This window comes from Mycobacterium intracellulare ATCC 13950 (assembly GCF_000277125.1).
GTDB classification, from domain to species: domain Bacteria; phylum Actinomycetota; class Actinomycetes; order Mycobacteriales; family Mycobacteriaceae; genus Mycobacterium; species Mycobacterium intracellulare.
The window spans coordinates 4,722,792-4,740,270 of record NC_016946.1; the positions used below are offsets into that span (position 1 = coordinate 4,722,792).

A 17,479-nucleotide genomic window follows, 5' to 3' on the forward strand; every position below is an offset into this window, starting at 1 on the left:
TATACGGCACCGGCACGCGCCGCGATGAGAGGAAGCCGCCGATGACCGACACCGTCACCGACTCGGGCCGCGAGCAGCGCCTGACCGAGCGCGTCGAACAGCTGTACGCCAACGACCCGCAGTTTCGGGCCGCCGCGCCGTCGCCGGAGGTGACCGAGGCCGCGCACCGCGCGGGATTGCGGCTGGCCGAGGTCGTCGACATCTACCTGAGCGGTTATGCCGATCGGCCCGCGCTCGGCCAGCGCGCCTGCGAGGTGGCGCGCGATCCGGCGACCGGGCGCGCGGCGACGTCCCTGCTGCCGGGTTTCGAGACCATCACCTACCGCGAGCTGGGTGACCGGGTCGCGGCGCTGGCCGCCGCGTGGCGCTCCGGCCTGCCCGGCGGGTTGCGCCCCGGCGACTTCGTCGGCGTCCTGGGCTTCACCAGCATCGACTACGTCGTGCACTACCTGGCGTGCATCCGGCTGGGCACGGTGTTCGTGCCGCTGCAGACCAGTTCGACGGCGGCCCAACTCGCCCCGATCGTCGCCGAGACGTCGCCGCGCATCCTGGCCGTGAGCGTCGAGTCCCTCGGCACCGCGGTCGATGTAGTCCTCGAGGCACCGTCGGTCCAGCGCCTGGTGGTGTTCGATTACACCAGCGACGACGACGAACAGCGCGGCCGCTACGACGACGCCCGCGCGCGCCTGCGCGACGCCGGGCACGGCGCCGAGATGGTGGCGCTCGCCGCCGAGCTCGCGACCGGTCGCGGGTGCCCGGCGCCGGAGGCCTACGTTCCGGGCCGAAGCGAAAACCCGCTGGCCACACTGATTTACACCTCCGGCAGCACCGGCACCCCCAAGGGCGCGATGTACACCGCCGACATGATGACCCGGATCTGGCAGCGCCCGCACAGCCCCTCGGTGGACATCGGCCGGGTGGTCCCGGCCATCCACCTGCAGTACATGCCGCTGTCGCACGTGTACGGGCTGGAATGGCTGATCGCCACGCTGTCCTCCGGCGGCATCGGCTACTTCGCCGCCAAGAGCGACATGTCCACCCTGTTCGACGACATCGGCTTGGTCCGGCCCACCGCGTTGAACCTCGTCCCCCGGGTGTGCGACATGTTCTTTCGCCGCTACCGCAAGGAGCTCGACCAACGGGCCGGCGACGGCCTCACTGCCGAACAGCGCGACGAGGCGGTGAAAGCCGAACTGCGGCAAGACTTCATCGGCGGGCGGGTCGTCTCGGCGATGTGCGGCAGCGCGCCGCTGTCCAAGCAGATGCACGCCTTCATGGAGTCGCTGCTCGACGTCACCGTGGCCGACGGCTACGGCGCGACCGAGACCGGCGGCGGCATCATACGCAGCGGCCGGATCAGGCGCCCGCCCGTCACCGACTACAAACTCGTCGACGTCCCCGAGCTGGGCTACCTCACCACCGACAAGCCCTACCCGCGCGGCGAGCTACACCTGAAGGCCAGCAACGTGATTCCCGGATACTTCAAGCACCCGGAGCTGTCGGCGCAGATCTTCGACGACGAGGGGTTCTACAAGACCGGCGACATCATGGCCGAGCTGGGGCCCGACCACCTGATGTATCTGGACCGCAGCAACAACGTCATCAAACTCTCGCAGGGTGAATTCGTCGCCGTCTCCCAGCTGGAGGCCACCTTCTCCACCAGCCCCTACATTCGCCAGATCTTCCTGTACGGCAGCAGCGAGCAACCGTTCCTGCTCGCGGTGATCGTGCCGAACGTCGACGCCGTCGGCGGCGGCGACGCGCGCGCCCTGATCGCGGAGTCGCTGCAGCAGATCGCCGCCGACTCCCACCTGCACCCGTACGAGGTCCCGCGCGATTTCCTGCTGGAGCCGCAGCGTTTCACCCGGGACAACGGCCTGCTGTCCGGGGTGGGCAAGCTGCTGCGTCCGGCCCTCAAGGCGCGCTACGGCGAGCGCCTCGACGCCATGTACGACGAGATCGAGGCCAGCCACGGCAACCAGCTCGACGAGCTGCGCTCCGCGAGCCGCGAGCTGCCCACCATCGACACGGTGCGGCGGGCGGCGGCGGCAACCCTGGGCCTGCCGGCGGACGCCGCGCTGCGCGGCGACGCGAAGTTCATTGAGCTGGGCGGTGATTCGCTGTCGGCGTTCTCCTTCGCCACGCTCCTGTCGGAGATCTTCCACATCGACGTGCCCGTGCAGACCATCGTCAGCCCCACCGCGACGCTGGCCACCATCGCGAACTACGTTGACGGCGAACGGACTTCGGAATCGACGCGGCCGACGTTCGCCTCGGTGCACGGCCGGGGCGCCACCGTCGCCCGCGCCGCGGATCTGACGCTGGCCAAGTTCATCGACGACGACACGTTGGCCGCCGCGCCCCACCTGCCGGCGCCGACCGGCGCCGTCAACACCGTGCTGCTGACCGGGGCCAACGGCTACCTCGGGCGCTTTCTGTGCCTGGATTGGCTGGAGCGCCTGGCCCCCACGGGCGGCACGGTGATCTGCCTCGCCCGCGGGGCGGACCCGACCGCCGGGCGTCAGCGCATCGAGGCGGCCATCGACAGCGGCGACGCCGAATTGTCGCGGCGTTTCCGCCAATTGGCCGACAAACATCTTCAGGTGCTCGTCGGTGACGTGGGCGCCGCCAACCTCGGGCTGGACACGCCCACCTACCAGCGCCTGGCGCGATCGGTGGACCTCGTCGTGCATTCGGCCGCCCTGGTCAACCACGTGCTGCCGTACAGCCAGCTGTTCGGCCCTAACGTGGTGGGCACTGCCGAGATCGTCAAGCTGGCGATCAGTGAGCGCCTCAAGCCGATCAACTACATCTCCACCGTGGCCGTGACGACGCTGCCGTATGGCAGCTTCATCGGCGAGGACGCCGACGTGCGTTCGGCCAGCCCCTCGCGCTCCCTCGACGAGTCGTATGCCAGCGGGTACGCGACCAGCAAGTGGGCCGGCGAGGTGCTGCTGCGCGAGGCCCACGACCTGTGCGGCGTGCCGGTCGCGGTCTTCCGGTCCGACATGATCCTGGCGCACAGCGATTTCGCCGGTCAGCTCAACGTGCCGGACATGTTCACTCGGCTGATCTTGAGCCTGGTGGCGACCGGGATCGCGCCGCGATCCTTCTATCAACTCGACGCGTCCGGCAACCGGCAGCGCGCCCATTACGACGGGCTACCAGCCGATTTCACCGCCGAGGCCATCACCACGTTGGGCGCGCGCACCCGGCAGGGTTACCACACCTACAACGTGCTCAACACCCATGACGACGGGGTTTCGTTGGACACGTTCGTGGACTGGCTCATCGCCGACGGGCACGAGATCGAACGGGTCGACGACTACGACGAGTGGCTGGCCAGATTCACCGCGGCGATGAAGTCGCTGCCGGACAACCAACGGAAGAGTTCCCTGCTGCCGCTGATGAGCGCCTACGCCAAGCCGGGCCAGCCGACGCACGGCACCGGCATGCCCGCCGAAAAGTTCCGCGCGGCAGTGCAATCCGCGGGGATCGGCGCCACCCGGGATGTCCCGCACGTCACGCAGGCGTTGATCGACAAATACGTCGCCGATCTGCAGCGGCTGGGATTGTTGCGCACCCGTGCCGGAGCGCACGCGGGATGAGGGACCGCGCGCCGGTGTGTGCTCAGTCGCGGGAAGCCACGCCGCCGCGTCCGCGCCGCCGGGCAACGACGTAGAGCCCGATCACCACCGCCCAGGACAGCAGGCCGAGCCACAGCTGACTGCGCGCCCGCTGATCGAACGCCATCTGCACCAGCACCGCGGTGATCCCGGCCAGGGTGAGGATGGACAGCACCGGGAAGAACCACATCTTCACCGTCAGCTTGTCCGCGGGCGTGCGGCGGCGCAGGACGATCTGCGACAGCGCGATCAGCCAGTAGACGAACAGGATGACCGCGCCAGATGAGTTGAGCAGGAACAGGAATACCGTGTGGGGCGCGACCCGCGCCATGATGACGCACCCGAATCCGACGGCCGACGAACACAGGATCGCGAGATAGGGGACGCCGCGGCCGCTCAGCTGGACCAACCGCATCGGCGCCTCGCCCCGATCGGCGAGGACGAACAGCATGCGCGACGCCGTGTACAGCCCGGAGTTCAAACACGACAGCACCGCGGTGAGCACGACCGCGTTCATCACCTGATCCGCTCCGGGCAACCCCATGTGCTTGAGCGCGGCCACGTACGGCGAGCCGCCGAGTTGTCCCGAGTCCCACGGCAGGATCGCGACGAGCAGGAAGACCGAACCGACGAAGAAGATGCCGATGCGCACCACGACCGATCTGGTCGCCCTTTGGACCGCGAGCTCGGGGTCGCGGCTTTCGGCCGCGGCGACGGTGACGATCTCGGCGCCCACCATCGAGAAGATCACCACCACGATCGCGGCGAACACCCCGCCCACACCGTGGGGAAAGAACCCGCCGTGTGCGTGCAGGTTGGCCAGGCCCCCGGGATGCCCCGGCACCAGGCCCAGGACGTACACCGCGCCGACGGCGAGGAAGATCGCGATGGCCGCGACTTTGATTCCGGCGAACCAGAATTCGAACTCCCCGAACGACGTCACGGAGAAGAGGTTGGTCGCGGTCATCAACACCATCAAACCCAGCGACAGCGCCCAAAGGGGCGCGTGCAACCAGTAGGTGAGGACTTTACCGCCGGCGACCGCCTCGAAGCCCACCACGATCACCCAGAAGTACCAATACAGCCAGGCGACCGAAAACCCCGCCCAGCGGCCCAGGGCGCGGGCCGCGTAGTCGGCGAACGAACCCGTCGACGGGTTCGCGGCCGCCATCTCGCCCAGCATCCGCATGACCAGGACGACGAGCAGGCCGCGCAGGGCGTAGGTGAGGAATGCGGCCGGCCCGGTGTCCTTGATCACCACGCCGGATCCGACGAACAGGCCGGCACCGATCACGCCGCCAAGGGCGATCATGCTGAGTTGGCGCTGCGACAGCCCTTGGCGCAGTTGCGAAGTGCCAGCCATGACCAGCCACCCCCTGCGCGCATCCGGTGTTGGTCATCAACCACAGCACATCAAGCGCCGCGACACCAGGTCCGCGCCCCTAAAGATACAAGTCGTGCTCGCGGATCAGCGCCGTGGCGACCACGCTAATGACCGCTGTCGCAACCAAATACCCGCAGGCCAGCCAGGGCGCACCGCCGAGGGCGGCGATCAGCGCGGTCAGGATCATCGGGGTGACCCCGGAGGCGTAGATCCCCGACACCTGGTAAACGAACGACAGCCCGGTGTAGCGGGCGCTCGTGGGATACAGCGCGGAGTACAGCGTGCCCTGTGCCCCGTAGAACAGCGCGTGCACGACGCCGAAGACGATGATCATCGCCAGGCCGAACCACAGCAGCTTCTTGGTGCCGAACAGGGCGAAGGCGGGGAAGGCCGTCAGGCCGTAGCAGGCGATGCCCACCAGGTACACCCGTCGCGCACCGAAGCGCTCGGTCAATCGTCCCGAAATCGGCAGCAGCACAGCCATCAACAACGCGGCGATGGTCACGGCCACCAGGACCGACACCCGGTTCAGCCCCAACGCTCCCGTCGCGTAACCGATCGCGAACACGCCCCAGGTGTTGAAGGCCGAGCCTTCCGCCCAGCGCGACAGCAACCCGAGCAGCGTGTTGCGCCGCGAGCGGGGCTCGCGAACGATGTCCCGCAGCGGCACGGTGGACGCGGCCTGCAGGTCTTGCAGCTTCCGGAACGCGGGAGTCTCGTCGACCCGCAACCGCACCACGATGCCGATCACCACCAACAGCAGGCTCAGCAGGAACCCGATGCGCCAGCCGTACGCGAGGAATCGGTTCGGCCCCAACACAATCTGCAAGAACGCGAATATGCCCGTACCCATGGCCAGTCCGAGCGCCAGCCCGACTTGTGGGACGGCACCATAGCGGCCGCGCCGGTCGTCGGGGCTGTGTTCGACGGCCAACAGCACCGCGCCGCCCCACTCGCCGCCGAGCGCGAAACCCTGCAGCACGCGCAACACCAGCAGCAGTACCGGTGCCCACGCCCCGATCTGCGTAGCGGTCGGCAAGAGCCCGATCAACGCCGTCGCGCCGCCCATGATGAGCATCGTCAAGGCCAGGCTGCGCTTGCGACCGATCCGGTCACCGATGTGACCGAACACCACGCCCCCGATGGGCCGCATGACGAACCCGACGGCGAACGTGGCGAAGGCCAATAGTGTTCCCACCAAGGAACTTTCATTCGGAAAGAACACCTTGTTGAACACCAGTCCGGCCGCGGTGGCGTACAGGAAGAAGTCGTACCACTCGACCGTGGTCCCCAACAGGCTCGCCGCGACGACGATGCGCAACCGCCGACGCCGCTGGTCGGATCGCTCGGCGACCGGATACGCGTCGGCCAGCCCGGCGGCGGGTGCCGATGCGGGCAACGTGGCGGCCATGGCCCTTAGTGCGCCGACGCGACCGCGAAGGGCGTCGCCCCGGCCGGATGCGACTGGCGGTTGGGGTGACGCCACAGGCCCATCCGCTCCAGAATCGGCAGCACGCCCTCGCCGAACCAGTAGGCCTCCTCCAGATGCGGATATCCCGACAAGATGAAGTGGGTGATCCCCAAATTGGCGTATTCGGCCAGCCGTTCGGCGACCTCGGCGTGCGACCCGACCAGGGCGGTGCCCGCTCCCCCACGCACCAGGCCCACGCCGGCCCACAGGTTCGGCGCGATCAGCAACTTGCTGCTGTCGCCGCCGTGCAGCTCCCGCATCCGGCGCTGGCCCTCGGATTCGCTGCGCGCCAGGCTGTCCTGAACCCGTGCGATGTCCGCGGGGTCGATGGCGGCCAGCAACCGGTCCGCCTCCGCCCATGCCTGCGCGGACGTGTCACGGCTGATCACGTGAATCCGCAAGCCGTACCGCAGGATTCGTCCGGCGTCAACGGCCAGCCCACGGACCCAGTCCAACGTCTTGGCGACCGCGGTCAGCGGCTCGCCCCAGGTGAGATACACGTCGGAGTGCTTGGCCGCCACCGGCCCCGCGGCCGCCGACGACCCGCCGAAGAACACCGCCGGGATCGGATCGGGCGGGTTGTTCAGTTGCGCGCCTTCGACCCGGATGTGCTCCCCGGAGAAGGTCACCGGCTCCCTCGAGGTCCACAGCTGCCGCACCACGTGCAAGAACTCAGCGGTGCGGGCGTAGCGCGCCTCCTTGTCCAGGAAGTCCCCGTAGGCGCGCTGCTCGTGCGGTTCGCCACCGGTGACGACGTTGAGCAGCAGGCGTCCGGCCGAGTGCCGCTGGAAGGTCCCGGCCATCTGGGCCGCCAGGGTGGGACTGAGCAGCCCGGGCCGAAACGCCACCAGAAATTTCAGGGTCGCGGTCGATTCGACCAGCATCGCCGTCGTCAACCACGCGTCCTCACACCACAATCCGGTGGGGGTGAGAACCGCTTCGAACCCGTTGTCTTCGGCGGCCGTACAGATCTGGTGCAGATACCGCAGCGTGGCGGGCCGGTCGCCGGACATCGGCGTGCCGTGCCCGCCCGCGACCAGATTCCGCGAATCGCCGTAGGTCGGCAGAAACCAATGAAACGCGAGACTCACGTCACAATCCTCTTTCGCCCCTGTGCACAGAAAGCTCCATCCTTCGCAATTCGCGGCCGTCGGGCGAGGGTTGAAACCTTCGAGATTGCATTCCCGGCGCGGGGGTCTGCCGCTGCGCCAGAAGGCAATACGATCGCAATGTTTCCGGTGGTGGCAAGCCTCGTCGCCACCGCTACGATGTGAGCCGACGCCGCAACCCGTCGCGGAGGCCCCCTCCCGCCGGGCCGTCCGTGTCGCCCGTAAAGATCACCGCATCGTGACCGAAAGGTCACGCCAGATCACACAATGCTTCCAATACGGCGTGGCTCGGCGGGTAATCCCCGCTACGGGCGGCATCATTGCGATCATGCCTGACCTCACACGCCGGGCGGTGCTCCGGATGGGCGCCGGTGCCAGCCTCGGAGCCGCCGGCGTGTACGCGTTCAGCTCGCTGCTGGCCGCGGAGACGTCGCAGGCCGCGACGCTGCCGCAAGCTCCCGCCCCGTTCGAGCCGCCGACGGCGGGCAGCGCCCTGCCGAACAGGCTGACCGGGTCGTTCGTGTCGGCGGCCCGTGGGGGCATCAAGACCAACTACGTGATCGCCATGCCGCCCGGCCAGAGCAAGATGCTGCGTCCGGTGATCGCGCTGCACGGTGTGGACGGCGACGCCAACCAGATGATCGACATGGGCGTGCCCGACGGGCTGGCCCGGCTGGCCAAGGAGGGCAAGCCGCCGTTCGCGGTCGTCGGCGTCGACGGGGGCAACACCTACTGGCACAAAAGGACTTCCGGCGAGGACTCGGGCGCGATGGTGCTCGACGAGCTGCTGCCCATGCTGTCCACGATGGGTTTCGACACGTCCCGGGTCGGCTTCATGGGGTGGTCGATGGGCGGATACGGGGCGCTTCGTTTGGGCGCCAAGTTGGGCCCGTCCCGGACCGCCGGAATCTGCGCCATCAGCCCGGCCCTGTACACGTCGTACGCGACGAGCGCCCCGGGCGCGTTCGACAGCAACGAGGACTTCGTGCAGAACAGCGTGATGGGTGTGCCGGCGCTGAATTCCATTCCGCTGCGCGTGGATTGCGGCAACTTCGACCGCTTCTATTTCGCCACAAAGCAATTCGTCTACCAGTTGAAGACGCCGCCCGCGGGCAGCTTCTCGCTCGGCGGTCACGACGTCGCCTACTGGCGCAGCCAACTACCCGGCGAACTGGCCTGGATGGCGACCTGAGCCAACGATGACACTTCGGGAGGAATCAGTCGCCGGCAGCCCACACCGCGTGGAGCGGCGGACTTCCCGAAGGGGATTCCGGCCCGACATCGAGGGGCTGCGCGCCGTCGCGGTGATCGCCGTCGTGCTCTACCACGCCGGCATCCCCGGGGTCAGCGGCGGCTACATCGGGGTGGACGTCTTCTTCGTCATCTCCGGCTTCCTCATCACCGGGCTGCTCTTCCGGGAGGCGGCCGCCACGAATACCGTTGCGCTGGGCCGCTTTTACGGCGCGCGAGCCCGGCGGCTGCTGCCGGCCGCGGCCATCGTCGGCACCGTCACGGCCATCGCCGCCGCCGCGGTGCTGCCGCCGCTACAGGCCCGCAGCGTGTTCCTCGACGGCATCGCCAGCGCCCTGTACGTCGGTAACTATCGGTTCGCCCTGCGCGGCACCGACTACCTGACCACCGACGCGCCGTCGCCGTTCCAGCACTACTGGTCGCTGGGCGTCGAGGAGCAGTTCTACCTCGTGTGGCCGGTGCTGATCATCGCCACCGCGTGGTTGGTCCAGCGCGTCCCGCTCCTGCGCGGCGCCGCAAAGCGGGCGGCGCCGTACGCGGCGGTCCTCGCGGTGGTCGCCGTCGCGTCGTTGACGGCCGGCGCGCTGTGGACCCGGACGTCGCCGTCGTGGGCGTTCTTCTCGCTGCCGACCCGGGCCTGGGAACTGGCGGCCGGCGGCCTGGTGGCCCTGTCGCTCCAGCAGTGGCGGCGCCTGTCGCTGCTGACCGCGTCGATCGCCGGGTGGGGCGGCCTGGTGTTGATCCTGCTGACCTGCACCCAGCTGGGCGCCCACACCCCCTACCCCGGCGTCGAGGCGCTGCTGCCCGTGCTGGGCACCGCGCTGATCGTCGGCGGCGGAGCCGTCACCGGCGGGCTCGGGCCCGGCCGGCTGCTGTGCCGCCCGGCGATGCGCGCCATCGGCCGCATCTCCTACTCCTGGTACCTGTGGCACTGGCCGGTGCTGCTGTTGATGCCGGCGCTGCTCGGCGAGCCCGCCGGGCTGCCGGCCCGCCTGAGCGCGACGGCCGTGTCCGCCGGGCTGGCCGTCATCACCCTGCATCTGGTGGAAAACCCGGGCCGCTTCGCCGCGGCCCTGCGCCGCTCGGCGAAGGTCAGCCTGGCCGTGGCGGGCGGGGCCAGCGCCGCCACGGCGTGTGCATGCATGCTGCTGCTGAACGTGATCCCCGCGCCGGTGGGCCACGGCGTCGCGGCGCCCCGGGCCAACATCGTCGCGGCGCCCCCGGCCGGCGTCGCCGCCGTCAGCCCGCAGGAATCGGCGGTCCGTCAGGCCTTCGACCAGGCGCGCGTCGTGCTCGCAAGCGCGGCCGGTCTGCGCACCGTCCCGTCGAACCTCGACCCCCCGCTGGACAAGGCGCCGGCCGACAAGGCCGCCGTGTTCGTCAACGGCTGCGTGCGGTCCTGGCGCGACGTCGGCCAAAGCGAATGCGCGACGGGCGATACCGCCTCGCCGACGACCGTGGCCCTGATCGGCGACTCGCATGCCGCCATGTGGAACCCGGCGTTCGAGCAGCTCGCCGAGCAGCGGCACTGGCGGCTGGAGACCCTGGCCAAGGTGACCTGCCCACTGCAGGACCTGCACATCGTGAGCCCGTATCTGGGCCGCGAGTACACCGAATGCGAGCAGTGGCGCGCCGACATCATGGGCCGGATGAACGCCGAACACCCGCGCCTGGTCGTGCTGGACATGAGCCGGCGTTACGGCGGGGACTTCGGCTTCACCTCCTACGATCCGGCGTGGATCGACACCCTGGGACGCACCGTGGCGCAATTGCGCGCCACCGGCGCCACCGTCCTGGTGCTGGGACCCGCCGCCGACCCGCATTCGTCCGCGCCGACCTGCCTGTCCGCCCACCTTGAGGACGCAACCGCTTGTGCGCCAACGCGATCCGCGGCCGTCAACGACGATGGGATCGCCGCCGAGCGCGCCGCGACCGTCGGCAACGGCGGGCATTACGCGGAGCTGACCGACCTGTTCTGCGCCCCCGACCGCTGCCCGCTGATCGTCGGCAACACCCTGGTGTTCCGCGACGACAACCATGTGACGACGCAGTACGCGCGGCTGCTGGCGCCGGTGATGGGTGTGCTGGTGGACCGCGCCGTGGCGGACGGGTGAACGGCGATGAACTTCTCGCGGCGGACGAACGTCAGATCAGTGAAGGGTTTTTGGAGGGTTTAGCTCATGTCTCCACTGCTGCTGGTCTGCATCGCGGTCGCCGCACCCTTCGCCGGAGTCGGCCTGCTACATCTGCAAGATCGCCTGGAGCGGTGGGACTACGAGCGCCACGCGGAGGACTAGGCGGCCCGTCACGTCGAGAGCTGAGTACGGATCAGCGGCGCGATCTTGTCGGCCATGTACTGGTGCCCCGCGTCGTTCGGGTGCACGCCGTCGGGGCCGATCAGGTCGGGCCTGCCGACGAACCAGTGTTCGGCGATCGGGTCGATGAACGTCGCCCCGGCGGCCCCCGCCGCGCCGCCCAGGACGTCGCGAATCAGGAACATCGATGGCGGAACATCGGCGGTCGGCCACGGCGGGCCGATCACCAGCAAGCGCGCGGCCGGCGCAAACCGGCGCGCCAGATCCAAAGCAGCGTGGGTCTTTTCGGTCAACAGCAGGGGATCGATACCCTGGTCGTTGCGGGAGCCGAAGAACACCACCAGCGCGTCATCGGGGTGGACGGCCCTGGCGGTCAGGTCCTCGAAGGTGCTGCCGTGGTCACCGGGCGCGGCGTAACCGGCGCGGCCCTCGGCCGCCACATCGGCCGAAACCCGCGAGCCCCGCGCACCGAGCGCCTGCCACGCGCGCGACGGCCATGACCGCGCGCCGAGGCCGCCCTCATCGGTACCGGTGGTGTACGAATCCCCGATGACCGCCAGGTGATTGAGCCGGAAGTCCAGCGTCAACGTCGCGTAAGTGCGCACCTGCGGTGGGTATGCGATGCCCACGCCCCCCAGAAAACTCAACCCAATGAGAAAGGTGGCCAGACGACTCACTCATACCTCCACTGTCAACGGCATGGTCGGGTGCCGCCGTGTTCTCATCGAATATTGCCCGTGACTCGCGGCCGGGCGCAAAAGCAGCCATCACACCGCGCGGACCGAAATCGCTTCCAGCGGACGGTCGATCGGATGCGGCTTGCCGTTCGTGGACTCGCCGGGATCACTCCTCGCGTTCACGGCCCGGACGTCGACCATCTTGCGCATCCAGCGGCGGGCGGGCTCTTCGACGGCGTGATACAACGCGATCGAAAGGACCACGGCAATCGCGAGCAGGCCGATGACGTTCCATTTCCACGGATTGTCCTGCGTTGCGAGCTCGAATTGTTCCACGGCCCAACCCCAGGACGTGTGCACCAGCTCGTGAACCATGTACAGGCAGAACGAGATCTGACCGCCGTACACCATCACCCGCGTCGACAACATCCTGGGCAGGCTCCCCAGGCCGACGGCCAGCGAGATCACCAGCGGAACGAACAACACGTCGACGACGCCGCCGCTGTCGTTTTCCACCACCCCGGATATCGGGTGTGCGCCAAACCAATACAGGACGCCCACCATCGCGGCCAACAGAAGCAGCGAGATGTACCCCGCGACGCGGCGGCCGCGGTCGGTCAGCCGCAGTCTGCGCACGGCGGCACAGGCCAGCGCCCCGGCGGTGAACTGTGTGACGATCCGCGGCAGCCAGCTCCACGGCGTGTAGAAGTGGCCGCTGGCCAGCAGCATCACCACCGGCGGCAACGACGCCGCGAACGCCAGCACCATGAGGCTGCGCGCCCGCGTCGCCTGCTTCATCCGCAACAACACCAACACCAGTAGGGCGAAAAGCACGTACGCCAGCCATTCGGCGCTGATCGACCAGGCCGGCCCGTCCCAGCTCGAGTCGTCGAAGAACGGCACAAACCACAACTGCACCAACAGGATCTGCCGCACGTAGCTGACCGCGGTGAGTGAGGCGGCGTCCGGCGACGGCACGTGGCCCACGTGCAGGGTGAAGATCACCCACAGGGCGGCGAGGTGCAATGTCACCAGGTACACCGGCCATACCCGGGCCAGCCGCAGCCACAGGAAGTGCAGGGTGGCGCGGGTCGACCAGGACCGGCCCATCCGGTCGAGGTAGTTGTACGTCAGCACGAAGCCGCTGAGGATGAAGAAGAGGTCGACGCCCTGGGCGCCACAGTTGAGGACGGGGGCCAGCGCGTCGCGGAAATCGGGCGACGCATCCCCGAGCATCGGCCGGAAGTGAAACAGCACCACCCAGAGCGCGGCGACGATACGGAGTCCCGTCAGGGCCTTGATTTCGCCCCGGATCTCTCCGCCCCGCACGCTGCTCTTCCCGTCTGGATCCTGCCGTTCCGTTCTCCTGCTATCGGCTGAGCGGGCGATCTCGCCATTTCGCAAGCCCCCCGACTAGCAACCGGCAGCCATGGCAGCCTAGCAGCGCAATCGCCGACATGCGGGGACGGTTGTGGTGTGGCACATGGCCTTCAGGGCCGCCCGGAATGCGCGACGCCGATTACGGAGGTTTGCTCGTCGCGAAATCGCATTTTGCTTCTTAGCAAAGCGTTAGGCGCGGCTACCGGTGTCCTTAGGCTTGCGGCCTAGCGTTTAAGGCAGCTTTGGTGAGCGGGGAGGCGCGCCCCAAGGCCACGCGCGAGCGACACGGAGAGTGAGGGGTCCTCATGACGATCGCAGGCACCGGGAGTCGCCACGACAACTGCGTCTTTGAGTGCGATGGCGCTCAGGTGCGGGCGCACTACCGCCACTTGGCGACAGTGGTGCATATCCGCGGCGAAATCGACGACGCCAATGTCGACCGCGTCAGTCGCCACATTCGGCGTTTCACGCTCGGGGAAAACCCTGTGGTGCTCGATGTCGCCGATGTCAGTCAATTTGCTGAGGCCGGTATTTCGCTCTTGTATGCGTTCGATGCCGATTGTCGGGCCGCCGGTGTGGATTGGACGCTGGTGGCCAGCTCGGCGGTCATCGCGGTGCTCGAGGACACCGGTCATGACACCAATTTCCCGCTGATGCGCTCGGTTCAGGAGGCACTGCGCGACCGGGCCGACGCCCTCAGGGTCCGCCGCACGATGGCGTTGCCGCTGGTCAGGAAGACGTCGTAGCGCCGGAGCGGGCACGCCGCAGCCTGGCCGCGCCGACGACCACCAGCACGCCGGCGCTCGTCAACAGCACGAGTGTCAGAAGCAACAGCTGCGGGTCATAGACCACCGACGTCGTGAAGGGCTGACCCTCCGCGATGGGCGCGACGGCCACCGTGTGATGCGAGCGCGTCCAGCTATATCCCGAGCCCGCCAGGGCGGCAACCGCCACGGCGAGCTCGACCAGCGCCCGGTAGCTGGCGATCATTGCGCGGGCCCGGCCTGATCGCCGGTGGGGTCGTCCGGATCGCCGTCGATGACGTCGGTCCCGGTGGGCTCCACCCGCTCTTGGACCAGCGGGGTCAGGGCCGCCCGCAGCTGGCGATGACGGCGCGCCCACGCCTGGGCGGTGCGGCCGTTGGTGAGCTTGAGGCCGATGCCGATCCGTCCGCGCGGCACCCCGACCAACTCGCCGAGCGCCCGCGCCGACTGCCAGCGCGCCAGCTCCTTGCCGGAGGCTTCGTGGTTCTCGGGCTCGGGATAAACCCTGACGATCTCGCGGACCAGGATGGTCTCGGTGCCTTGGCGCAGGGCGTCTTCGGTCAGCTCGACCGAGACGTGGATCCGCGCCGCCTTCACCTGCAACCCCACGAACGCCGACACCAGGACGAAGAAGATCGCGGGGACCACGAACGACACCTTGGCACCGCTCCAGATTTCGATCAGGACCATGGCCGCCGCCGAGGCCGGGCCGCACGCCACCCACCACCAGGTGGCGCCGGGTTCGTAGAACAACGGCTTCGGTTGGGTATCGCTTCTGGTCGTCTCTGACGTCAACGCAAGCCCCGTCTCACGAAAGCCACCCTGCCGCGTCCGCGGCCCAATAGGTGAGAACGATATCGGCTCCGGCCCGCCGGATGCTCGTCAATGATTCCAGGGCCGCCGCGCGCTTGTCGATCCAATTGTTCGCGGCCGCAGCGCGAATCATCGCGTACTCCCCCGACACCTGATAGGCGGCCACCGGCACCGGCGAAATCGAGGCCGCCGCCGACACCACGTCCAGATAACCCATCGCCGGCTTCACCATCACAATGTCGGCGCCCTCGTCCAGATCGAGCTGGATCTCGCGGAGCGCCTCGCGGGAATTGCCCGCCTCCTGCTGATAGGTGCGCCGGTCGCCGGAGAGGCTGGAACTGACCGCTTCGCGGAACGGACCGTAGAACGCCGATGCGAACTTGGCGGCGTAGGCGAGGATCGCCACGTCGGTATGGCCGGCCGCGTCCAGCCCGTCGCGAATCGCGCCCACCTGACCGTCCATCATCCCACTCGGACCTACCACGTGCGCGCCCGATTCCGCTTGCGCCACAGCGAGTTTCACATATCGGGCTACGGTCGCGTCGTTGTCGACCCGACCGCGGTCGTCGAGGACGCCGCAGTGGCCGTGGTCGGTGAACTCGTCCAGGCAGGTGTCGGCCATCAGCACGGTGGCCTCGCCGAGGTCCTTGGCCAGGTCGCGCAGGGCGACGTTGAGGATGCCGTCGGGATCGGTGCCGGCCGACCCCACCGCGTCCTTGTCCTCATCACGCGGCACACCGAACAGCATTAGCCCGCCCACCCCGGCGGCGACGGCGCTGGCGGCGGCGGCGCGCAACGAATCGCGGGTGTGTTGGACCACCCCCGGCATCGAGGCGATCGGCCGGGGCTCGTCGATGCCGTCGGCGACGAACATCGGCAGCACCAAATGCCTTGGCTCCAGCGACGTTTGCGCGACCAAACGGCGCAACGCCGGGGTTGAGCGGAGCCGACGCGGACGCTGCCGCGGGTAGGCGCTACCGCTCATCGTGGCGACCCGCTGCGCCCGGCTCCGCCGCGCTGGCGATCGCCACTAGCGCCTGCGGCTCTTTTTGCGCGGCGGTGGCAGCGCGCCCTCGGCGCGCAACCGCGCGGCGTGTTCGGCCAAAGCGTCGACCAGCGGACCAACCGCGGCGGTCTCGGGCTGGACATCGACCCGCAGACCGAACTCGGCGGCGGTCTCGGCGGTCTTGGGGCCGATGCAGGCGATGATCGTCCGCGCGTGCGGCTTGCCGGCGATACCGACCAGGTTGCGCACCGTCGAGCTGGACGTGAAGCACACCGCGTCGAACCCGCCGGTCTTGATCATCTCCCGCGTCTCCGCCGGCGGCGGCGCGGCCCGCACCGTCCGGTAGGCGGTGACATCCTCGATCTCCCAACCACGTTCGCGCAGGCCCTCGGCCAGCGTCTCGGTGGCGATGTCGGCCCGCGGCAGCAAGACCCGGTTTACCGGATCGAAAACGCTGTCGTAGGGCGGGAAGTCGTCGAGCAGACCCAGCGAGGACTGCTCACCGGCCGGCACCAGCTCGGGGCTGATCCCGAACGCCCGGACCCGGTCGGCGGTCGACTCGCCCACGCAGGCGATCTTCACCCCGGAGAACGCGCGCGCGTCCAGCCCGAACTCGCCGAACTTCTCCCACACCGCACGCACCGCGTTGGTGGAGGTGAACACCACCCACTGGAAGCGGCCGTCGACCAATCCCTTGACGGCCCGTTCCATCTGCGCGGGGCTGCGTGGCGGCTCGACGGCGATGGTCGGCACCTCGATCGGCAGCGCGCCGTAGGACGTCAGCCGCTCGCTCATTTCGCCGGCCTGGTCCTTGGTGCGGGGCACCAGCACGGTCCAGCCGTACAGGGCGCGGCTCTCCCACCAGTTCAGCTTCGCCCGGCTCGACACCGTCTTGCCGATGGTCACCACCAGCGGACCCGTCAGGGGGCCCGCCGGGTCGGTGCCGCCCAGCACGGCCGAGTCGGTCAGGCCGTGCAGCGTCGTCTCGATGGAACGCTGCTGGCAGGTGGTGCCCTGCGCGGTCACCACGCACGGCGTGTTCTCGGCGAGCTCGTGTTCGATCAGGGTGCGCGCCGCGTCGGCCAGATGCGACGACGTGGCCTGCAGGATCAGCGGTCCCGGCGCCGCGGCCAACGCCTCCCAGTCCACGTCGCCGCGCACGTCGGCCACCGTGTGCGAGGAGCCCAGCGGCAACCCCGCGTACGTCGGGACGGCGTTGGTGGGCGCCAGCCCCGGCACGATCTCGATGTGCAGGTGGCTCCGCGCGATGGCGTTGACCTCGGTGATGACGGCGTCGACCGTCAGCGGGTCACCGGCCACCAGGCGGACCACGTCGACGCCCGTCCGCGCCTCGTGGGTCAGGGTCTTGGCCACCTCGGCGGGGTCACCCAGCGCCGGGCGGATGTCGGGGCCACCGGAGATCACCGCGGGCTGCGTCTGGCCCTGGTCGGCGCCCTCGCCGCTGGAGGCGGCCGGGTCGGCCGGGGCCGGGCCGGAAACCGGCGGCAGGTCTTTGCCGATCAGCGCCAGCACCGGCTCGGGCACGTCAGGGTCGGTGAACACCAGAGCGGCGTTCGTCAGCACCGTCGCGGCCCGGGTCGTCAACAGTCCCGGGTCACCGGGGCCGGAGCCCACGTACGTGATGCGGCCGGGTGTCGGCTTACGCCCTCGCGTCGTCATTGT

At 69.0% G+C, this 17,479-nt stretch carries 13 protein-coding genes; 4 read left to right on the plus strand and 9 right to left on the minus strand.

All coding sequences use genetic code 11. From position 1 onward, the window contains the following. Window positions 1-41: 41 nt before the first annotated feature. Window positions 42-3,608, plus strand: a complete 3,567-nt coding sequence (gene car / locus OCU_RS46820) for a carboxylic acid reductase (protein ID WP_014381207.1) — start codon at window positions 42-44, stop codon at window positions 3,606-3,608. Window positions 3,609-3,630: 22 nt separating this feature from the next. Here car and OCU_RS46825 read toward each other — a convergent pair whose 3' ends face one another. The 3 genes from OCU_RS46825 to OCU_RS46835 form a co-directional block, all read right to left on the minus strand. Next, window positions 3,631-4,989, minus strand: a complete 1,359-nt coding sequence (locus tag OCU_RS46825; RefSeq protein WP_014381208.1) for an amino acid permease — start codon at window positions 4,987-4,989, stop codon at window positions 3,631-3,633. Window positions 4,990-5,068: 79 nt separating this feature from the next. Continuing rightward, window positions 5,069-6,421, minus strand: coding sequence for an MFS transporter (locus OCU_RS46830; protein ID WP_014381209.1), 1,353 nt, complete (start codon window positions 6,419-6,421; stop codon window positions 5,069-5,071). Window positions 6,422-6,426: 5 nt separating this feature from the next. Beyond that, window positions 6,427-7,572 (minus strand): LLM class flavin-dependent oxidoreductase, encoded by a 1,146-nt coding sequence (locus tag OCU_RS46835; protein ID WP_014381210.1) that lies wholly within the window; start codon window positions 7,570-7,572, stop codon window positions 6,427-6,429. A 346-nt stretch (window positions 7,573-7,918) separates the two neighbouring features. Between OCU_RS46835 and OCU_RS46840 the strand changes: the two genes are divergently transcribed. Together OCU_RS46840 and OCU_RS46845 are read left to right on the plus strand one after the other, a co-directional pair. Further along, window positions 7,919-8,782: an alpha/beta hydrolase gene (locus OCU_RS46840; protein ID WP_179300164.1), complete on the plus strand. Its 864-nt coding sequence runs from the start codon at window positions 7,919-7,921 to the stop codon at window positions 8,780-8,782. Window positions 8,783-8,831: 49 nt separating this feature from the next. Next, window positions 8,832-10,955, plus strand: coding sequence for an acyltransferase family protein (locus OCU_RS46845; protein WP_014381213.1), 2,124 nt, complete (start codon window positions 8,832-8,834; stop codon window positions 10,953-10,955). 191 nt (window positions 10,956-11,146) lie between these two features. Here OCU_RS46845 and OCU_RS46850 read toward each other — a convergent pair whose 3' ends face one another. Continuing rightward, on the minus strand, window positions 11,147-11,833 hold the full coding sequence (locus OCU_RS46850; RefSeq protein WP_026071180.1) for an Rv0518 family GDSL lipase: 687 nt from the start codon (window positions 11,831-11,833) through the stop codon (window positions 11,147-11,149). Between the two features lie 90 nt (window positions 11,834-11,923). Continuing rightward, window positions 11,924-13,162 (minus strand): acyltransferase family protein, encoded by a 1,239-nt coding sequence (locus OCU_RS46855; RefSeq protein WP_014381214.1) that lies wholly within the window; start codon window positions 13,160-13,162, stop codon window positions 11,924-11,926. 356 nt (window positions 13,163-13,518) lie between these two features. Here OCU_RS46855 and OCU_RS46860 point away from each other — a divergent pair, with 356 nt between their 5' ends. After that, window positions 13,519-13,959: an STAS domain-containing protein gene (locus OCU_RS46860; protein WP_041787110.1), complete on the plus strand. Its 441-nt coding sequence runs from the start codon at window positions 13,519-13,521 to the stop codon at window positions 13,957-13,959. Here OCU_RS46860 and OCU_RS46865 read toward each other — a convergent pair. From OCU_RS46865 to OCU_RS46880, 4 genes are read right to left on the minus strand one after another with little or no spacing between them, the layout of a single operon-like run. Further along, window positions 13,943-14,203: a hypothetical protein gene (locus OCU_RS46865; RefSeq protein WP_008261140.1), complete on the minus strand. Its 261-nt coding sequence runs from the start codon at window positions 14,201-14,203 to the stop codon at window positions 13,943-13,945. The genes OCU_RS46860 and OCU_RS46865 overlap by 17 nt on opposite strands. Continuing rightward, window positions 14,200-14,730, minus strand: a complete 531-nt coding sequence (locus tag OCU_RS46870; RefSeq protein WP_014381216.1) for a DUF3093 family protein — start codon at window positions 14,728-14,730, stop codon at window positions 14,200-14,202. Before OCU_RS46870 ends, OCU_RS46865 begins: the two co-directional genes overlap by 4 nt. Window positions 14,731-14,785: 55 nt before the next feature. After that, a complete protein-coding gene (hemB, locus tag OCU_RS46875) occupies window positions 14,786-15,775 on the minus strand; it encodes a porphobilinogen synthase (protein ID WP_080587949.1) in 990 nt (329 codons plus the stop codon). Between the two features lie 45 nt (window positions 15,776-15,820). Next, a complete protein-coding gene (locus OCU_RS46880; protein WP_014381218.1) occupies window positions 15,821-17,476 on the minus strand; it encodes a bifunctional uroporphyrinogen-III C-methyltransferase/uroporphyrinogen-III synthase in 1,656 nt (551 codons plus the stop codon). Between the last annotated feature and the right edge of the window lie 3 nt (window positions 17,477-17,479).